General features: G+C 54.3%; 6 protein-coding genes. All 6 read left to right on the top strand.

Annotated elements, in window-relative coordinates; genetic code table 11:
* Positions 1–269: 269 nt before the first annotated feature.
* Positions 270–1,613, top strand: coding sequence for an adenylosuccinate lyase (gene purB, locus V0Z78_RS18885; protein WP_336346236.1), 1,344 nt, complete (start codon positions 270–272; stop codon positions 1,611–1,613).
* 746 nt (positions 1,614–2,359) lie between these two features.
* On the top strand, positions 2,360–3,025 hold the full coding sequence (locus V0Z78_RS18890; RefSeq protein ID WP_336346237.1) for an MBL fold metallo-hydrolase: 666 nt from the start codon (positions 2,360–2,362) through the stop codon (positions 3,023–3,025).
* A gap of 695 nt (positions 3,026–3,720) precedes the next feature.
* On the top strand, positions 3,721–5,472 hold the full coding sequence (ilvB, locus tag V0Z78_RS18895; RefSeq protein ID WP_336346238.1) for a biosynthetic-type acetolactate synthase large subunit: 1,752 nt from the start codon (positions 3,721–3,723) through the stop codon (positions 5,470–5,472).
* Positions 5,469–5,852, top strand: a complete 384-nt coding sequence (locus V0Z78_RS19190) for a hypothetical protein (protein ID WP_409338766.1) — start codon at positions 5,469–5,471, stop codon at positions 5,850–5,852. The genes ilvB and V0Z78_RS19190 overlap by 4 nt, the downstream gene beginning before the upstream one ends.
* 109 nt (positions 5,853–5,961) lie before the next feature.
* Positions 5,962–6,108, top strand: a complete 147-nt coding sequence (locus tag V0Z78_RS18905) for a hypothetical protein (RefSeq protein ID WP_336346240.1) — start codon at positions 5,962–5,964, stop codon at positions 6,106–6,108.
* A gap of 641 nt (positions 6,109–6,749) precedes the next feature.
* The coding region (locus V0Z78_RS18910; protein ID WP_336346241.1) for a helix-turn-helix transcriptional regulator at positions 6,750–6,940 on the top strand (191 nt) is incomplete at its 3' end.

Here is a 6,940-nt window from a genome sequence, read left to right on the forward strand (position 1 = left end):
TACCGGACACCTGCTTCGAAGAGACCAACGACCACTCTTCGGAGTATAAACTATTCCATACCTTGTGCAACAGTTGTCTTCCAGTAAGGGCTGATGTTGTACAAGGTAAAGTGTTCACTTGTACATTGACCTACAGGATTGGTAGAAGCCTTTATGCGTTTCAATATGTGACTCTCTTATTCAGTGTAAAAGAGTTATGAATACAGAATACTTACTCCTCAGAATAACCAGTTATTACATGATTCTTGGTTAAGTGTGGTAGTGTAACGATGTTCCACACTAACGGTAGGCTGTTCAAGAACGCGTTCGGGACCCCTGAGATGCGGGAGGTTTTCAACGAAGCGAAGTACGTTGAACAATTCATGGTTGTCGAGGCGGCTCTAGCGCGTGCACAGGCCGACCTCGAAATAATTCCCGAGGAAGCCGCTGAGATGATCACCGAGACTGCCTCGCTGGAGTATCTCGATCTTGAAAAGGTTGAGCAGAAGATCGACAAAATCGATCTCTTCACTGTCGCTATCATCGAAACCTGGAAAGAGGCAATCGGCGATGGTGGTGAGTACATCCATTACGGTGCGACCAGCCAGGATATCGCTGACACGACAATGGTACTGCTCGTCCGAGATGGAATTGAGCTGCTCAGGGAGGAACTCGCGACTATCAAAGGTCAGCTGGAAGAGCTAGCCAGTGAGCACGCTGAGACCCCGATGATAGGTCGAACCCACCACGTTCATGCACTACCAATCACGTTTGGGTTGAAGGCCGCCGACTGGCTCGACGAACTTACCCGTGGGATCAAGCGCTTGGAAGCCGCCGCCGAGCAGGCCCTCGTCATCGAATTCTTCGGTGCCGTTGGATCACTGGCCTCCCTCGGAGAAGATGGGCTGGATGTCCAGGAGCGCTTCGCCGAGAAACTTGATCTCGCGGTCCCAAATACGGCCTGGTTCGCCTCCCGCGATCGGTTTCTCGGACTTCTCAACGCGTTTATTACAATCGGTGGAACTGCCAGCCGGATCGCCCGTCAGGTGCTATTGCTCAACCGTGAAGAGATCGGCGAGCTCTCCGAGCCGATCCCCGAGGGAATAGTCGGGTCTTCAACGATGCCGCACAAGCGCAACCCGGTCATGAGCGAACGGACTGTCGGCCTGGTAGCGCTGCTGCGCGGCCACGCCAACGTCATGGGATCGTTGCTTGAGAACTATGATGAACGTGACGCTGGGCTCTGGTACGCTGAATACGCGATCATCCCCGAAGCGTTTCTCTATCTTCACCGCACGCTGCGCAACATTCGTGAGACACTCGATGGACTGGGCGTCCACGCTGATGCCATGCGGGGAAACATGGATATCCACGGCGGTCTCGTGACCTCGGAAGCGGTGATGATGGCACTGGCGGAATCGATCGGACGGATCACTGCACACGAACTCGTCCACGAAGCCGCGATGGAGGCCTACGAGAGCGACCGACCCTTTGAGGAAATTCTCTTAGACGACGATCGTGTCACTGAGACGCTCTCCGCGGAAGAATTGTTGGAGATAACAGATCCGACACGGTACACCGGTGTCTCGAATCAGATCGTCAAGCGAACCGTTGAGGGCAGCCGAGACCTGTAGGCTGAAAGTTGTTATGGCGTATGAAGTTTAATCAAGGTTATTATCCTCATTCTATATCTTCAGGAGATGAGGCGTTCGTATAAGGCGAAATAAATATCATTTTCTCAATATATCTGTTCGTCTTTAGATCATCGTGCTGAATGCTTTGTGAGCGACTACCATCGACCTGTAGTCGAATCTGGACATCTCGAATCTAGAGGCAAAATTCTAATAGGTATTTTGTGTCTCGCTATTCAATAGCTTCGAGAAACTCAGATAGCGTATCGGTGAGGTCATTGACCCATCCACTACCCCTGATCGGCCGAATAGAGGTACTGTTGAATACATGTCCTCGGCCTTGTTTAGATGTGGCATAGAGACGTTTGCTCTCGTATAGATATCCGGACGGAATAAGGACACAGGTGCTGTACCGGCTTCGTTAGAGAAGCGGGTCTGTTTAGAAACTCCGCAACCGGTTAAGAAAGTCGAAAGTCGTCATAGACGAACACCGCCTCGTCACGAGCCAACCTCCCAAGACCATTATTCTCTCTCCAAGTCCGGCCCACTGGCGGGATTTTGCCTGCTTGATCTACTAACTCATCATCACTTCGATCTACCCTATCCACCCCGGATAGCATCCATTTCGTTTTAAGGGAGTAGGCCGGCTCGTCGCGCGCCGCTTAAGGAAATTTAGAAACATAGAATATTTCGTACGCATAACGTAGGCGGAGATGATATACCGCTGGAATCTGTACTTTCTTCCAGCCATGCCCATCGAACACCGTGGACTGACCTTTAAGCAGCTCGCTCATGCCAGTATCCGTATCGAAACCGAGGACGGCTCCGTCATCTACATCGATCCATGGACAGAGGTGCTCGACGACGAACCAGGTGATGGTGACGTGGTGTTCGTCACACATGACGATTTCGACCACTACGACCCCGACGCCATCGACGCGGTTGCGAAGCCCGACGCTACCGTCGCCGTCTACGAAGCGGTCGATACCGCCGATTTCGGCTTCGAGGTCGTCGATCTCTCGTACAAAGGTGAGACGACCATCGACGATATAGACGTTCGGAGCGTCCCTGCTTACAACGACCCCGACAGCGATCATGTCGACGATGACGGCGACCCCTTCCACGCCGACGGGGAAGTGATCGGCCTTCTGCTGACGATCGAAGGAACGGTCGTCTTCTTTCCCTCTGACACCGACTTCCTCTCACATCACGAGTCCATCGATGCTGAGGTGTTCGTACCGCCCATTGGCGGCCATTTCACAATGGACCGGCACGAGGCTGCGGAGTTCGCCCGGAGCGTCGATCCTAATCTGGTACTTCCGGTCCACTACGACACGTTCGACCCCATCGAAACCGACGCGGCAGCCTTCGCGGACGAGCTCGAGGATGAGGGGATCCGTGTCGAACTTTTCTAAAAAATCAGTAAGAGTTCCACGGGTCGGGTGACCTATGGAACTTCACGCCGATCGCATAACCAGTTCATCTAAGGATTAGCGGAAGTCTCGTACTTTCTATCCCAGTAACGGACACGATTTCTCGATTCTCTTCTTGCTGAATATGTGCGCTAGGCCTTGTTTAGAGCGGAGTAGAACGCCCACAGTGGACAGTTAACCGAATCGGGAATGCGCTGAAGACGCACTAAACAGTCTGATCCCTCTACGTAGAATGCTCCCACATGCGCGTTTCATCTACACGTTTAAATAAGGTTTAGAGGCTGCATTTCGATGGCTTTGGTTGTTTCAGAAGATTTGTGCTGAACCACCTGCTTTGTAATCGGGTGAACCTATCACAGGATATTTTACCAACTCTGGATAATCGTTACGGAGTCGTGCTGAATAAAGGGTGTCTATCCTGCAGATCAAGCCATCACACTGGACGAAAGATTAATAAGCGTCGTTGACCCTCTTGTTTATAATGCAGTGGAGCACCATACCAGGACGTTCGTCCGTTGGTAGTGGTGCGTCTATTATCGCTATCATTGCGATTATTGGGGTTTCTTAGTAGCCCCATACTTCATTCCATACCTCGACTTTAGTCCGGTTCGCAACGATTCCTAATTAACAGTGTCACCGGTCTATCCGGCGATGCTGTGGCCTCTACACAACCTAGAATGACAGAACAAGCGGCAGTCCACGAAGACACGACAGAGGACACGTCCCCACGACCGATCACAACCGGAGCTGACGCTGTCGTCGCAGCGCTCGAGGCTGCTGGCGTCGAATACGCGTTTGGAGTACAAGGCGGTGCCATCATGCCTGTCTACGATTCCCTGTACCACTCCGATATGCAACACATCACAATGGCACATGAACAGGGCGCTGCCCATGCTGCCGACGCCTATGGAATCGTCTCCGGCGAACCGGGTGTCTGTTTAGCTACGTCCGGTCCTGGTGCGACCAACCTTGTTACAGGATTGGCTGACGCAGACATGGACTCAGATCCAGTGGTAGCCTTGACTGGACAGGCCCCTTCAGACTTGGTCGGTAAGGACGCCTTTCAGGAGACGGATACAACGGGCATGACCAGACCAGTAACGAAGACGAACTACTTTGTCACTGATCCCGACACAGTTGGAGACACCGTTGATGAGGCGTTCACGCTCGCACGTGACGGGCGGCCAGGCCCAACACTGGTTGACCTCCCGAAGGACGTTACTTTGGGTAATACTGATTCAATGCCCAGCGAACCCCAACAGTCCACAAACATCGAGGTGCCCGACGCAGCCGATGGTGAGCGTATCACTGCGGCCGCGAACGCGCTTGCAAACGCTGAGCGGCCCATCATCCTCTCGGGCGGCGGCGTGGTCAAAGGTGAAGCGTGGACCACGCTTCAGCGATTGGCCGTCGAGTACGGGATTCCCGTCGTGACGACGATGCCGGGGATCGGCTCGTTCCCGGAAGACCACGACCTCGCGATGGAGGTCGCAGGAATGCACGGCACCGGCTATGCGAACATGGCTCTCCAACACTGCGACGTGATGCTCGCGGTCGGAACGCGCTTCGATGACCGCCTTACGGGCGGTGTCGAGACATTCGCGCCCGAGGCCGAAATCATCCATGTTGATATCGACGCCGCGGAGATCAGCAAGAACGTCTACGCAGACTACCCCCTCGTAGGCGACGCGGCGACGGTACTTGACCAACTTCACAATACAATGCCGCGCACGCCCGACTTGGACGAGTGGCACGAGCAGTGTCACCAATGGAAAGATGAGTACTCGATGGACTACGCAATGTCCGAGGATAATCCCCTAAAGCCCCAATTCGTTGTCGAGGCGACGGACGCACTGACGCCTGATGAGACGATCGTCACGACGGGTGTCGGCCAGCACCAGATGTGGGCGATGCAGTACTGGACGTACCGGCACCCACGGACGTGGGTATCCTCTCATGGACTGGGGACGATGGGCTATGGACTACCCGCAGCTGTCGGGGCTCGTCTTGCCGCGGATGACGACCAGTCGGTCGTCTGCTTCGAGGGTGATGGATCGTTCCTCATGACGCTCCAGGAACTTGCGGTCGCCGTTCGGGAGAACCTCGATATCACGGTGATCGTCCTCAACAACGCCGCCATCGGGATGGTTCGCCAGTGGCAGGACGCCTTCTTCGAGGGACGCCGGATGGCATCGGAGTACTCCTGGGTGCCCCAGTTCGACGTCCTAGCGGAGGCATTCGGCGCCCAGGGCTTCCGCCTCGAGACGGACAACGAGGTCGAGGAGACGCTCCAGGCCGCCCTCGATTACGACGGTCCGTCGGTGGTCGACGCGCACGTCGACCCTGCAGAAGACGTCTATCCGATCGTGCCCAGCGGCGGCGATAACGCGAAGTTCGCGATGAACGGTGCGCAACTAGAGGAACTATGAGCGGGGGACTAGACGGTCCGGGACCGCACGAGCGCTCCCAACCCAGCGGGCGACGGACCCGAGCAGGAGTCCAAATCGAAGCGGCGAACAGCGACTTTGACTGCTGCCGTGCGGTATTGTCCGCGGTCGTCAAAAGCGAGCCAGGCGTGCTGGCTGAGGTGACAGGATTGGCCGTTCAGCGGCAGATCGTTATCGAACGTCTCGTGGCCGAACCGATGGATGACGGTGTACACTCGCAAATAACGTTCACCATTAAGCAGTCTCATCCCGGCATCGAACAGGCCATCAGACACCTCGAGAATCTTCGTCCGGTCATGGTAGTCGAAGAGCACGGCCTTGATACCGCGAGACAGCTTACCTCGTCCGTCATCGAGTCATAAGGACATCTGCAAAAGCCTCTCCTCTTACCAAATCTCTATCCGCCTCGTCAACGAATTCTGTACCCCGACAACCAGACTCCGGGGCCACGGCAGCGGCGATGTCTACGACATGCTCTGGACTGAACTCAACCAGCTCAATACAACCCATGTTCTCTTCGTCCTTGATGAAAGCGACTCTATCGGTACAGACGACGGCATCCTCTACGAACTTCCGCGCTACAACGCCAACAGCAACGTTGACGATACTATTCTTTAATCGTGCTACTCTTATACAATTGATAGGCGTCTAACTAGAACTGATAGAATCCATTTCAAAGACGTGTCCGTCCCCTCCTCGTTGAGATGGTATTTCTTTTCCACCAGTCCCTTCTGGCGTACACTACCCAATCTCTATTTTCGAAGCAAGCGTGTGTCAGTTCATGACATCCCAGGAGCCCCACGAACAGATGATTGAGCGTGTCGTTCGGACTGTCGAGGCCAATACGAAAGGAAGTGGTCCGGACGCAATCGATGCCGCACATATTCGTGTCATCCTCTGTGCGAATTCGGGGTATCCAGTCAAGCAGGTCAATCAGGCGATCGCGACAGCGCTTGAACAGGCCCGACTCACGGAACATGACGAGAAGGATGGGTACAATGTCACTCAGAGACATAGCAGTGAGTCCTTCTAGGGACCACCCTGCCGAGCGTTGTGTTTGCCAGTGGTGAGAGCAGATGGATACCCATGCTCTAACGGTGTACGTGCTCTTTTTGCAACTAGTTACCCTCGCTAACACTTAATCTCTCAACCCGTTTATCGGATTCGTGCGGGAGCCGTACTTCTGGCCTACAACCGCTCTTCTACCTCCAAGACGAGATATAAAGCGATATTAGTGGCTGATCTTCTACTTCTCGGTAATGAGTTCAACTATAGAGCTGTCCTCTGCGGAGCAGCAAGCCTACAAAACCATCACTACTGCAGACGAGTTACATCAAAGCGAGCTCTGGAAACGCTTGGATGTCAGTAGCCGAAAAGGGAGCCGCCTCGCCCGATCGCTGGCAGAGTATGGACTCATCGAGCGCACACAATCCACTCACAACGGGCGTAC

Origin of the sequence: Halalkalicoccus sp. CG83, assembly GCF_037081715.1 — an archaeon.
In the GTDB taxonomy this organism is placed as follows: Archaea; Halobacteriota; Halobacteria; order Halobacteriales; family Halalkalicoccaceae; genus Halalkalicoccus; species Halalkalicoccus ordinarius.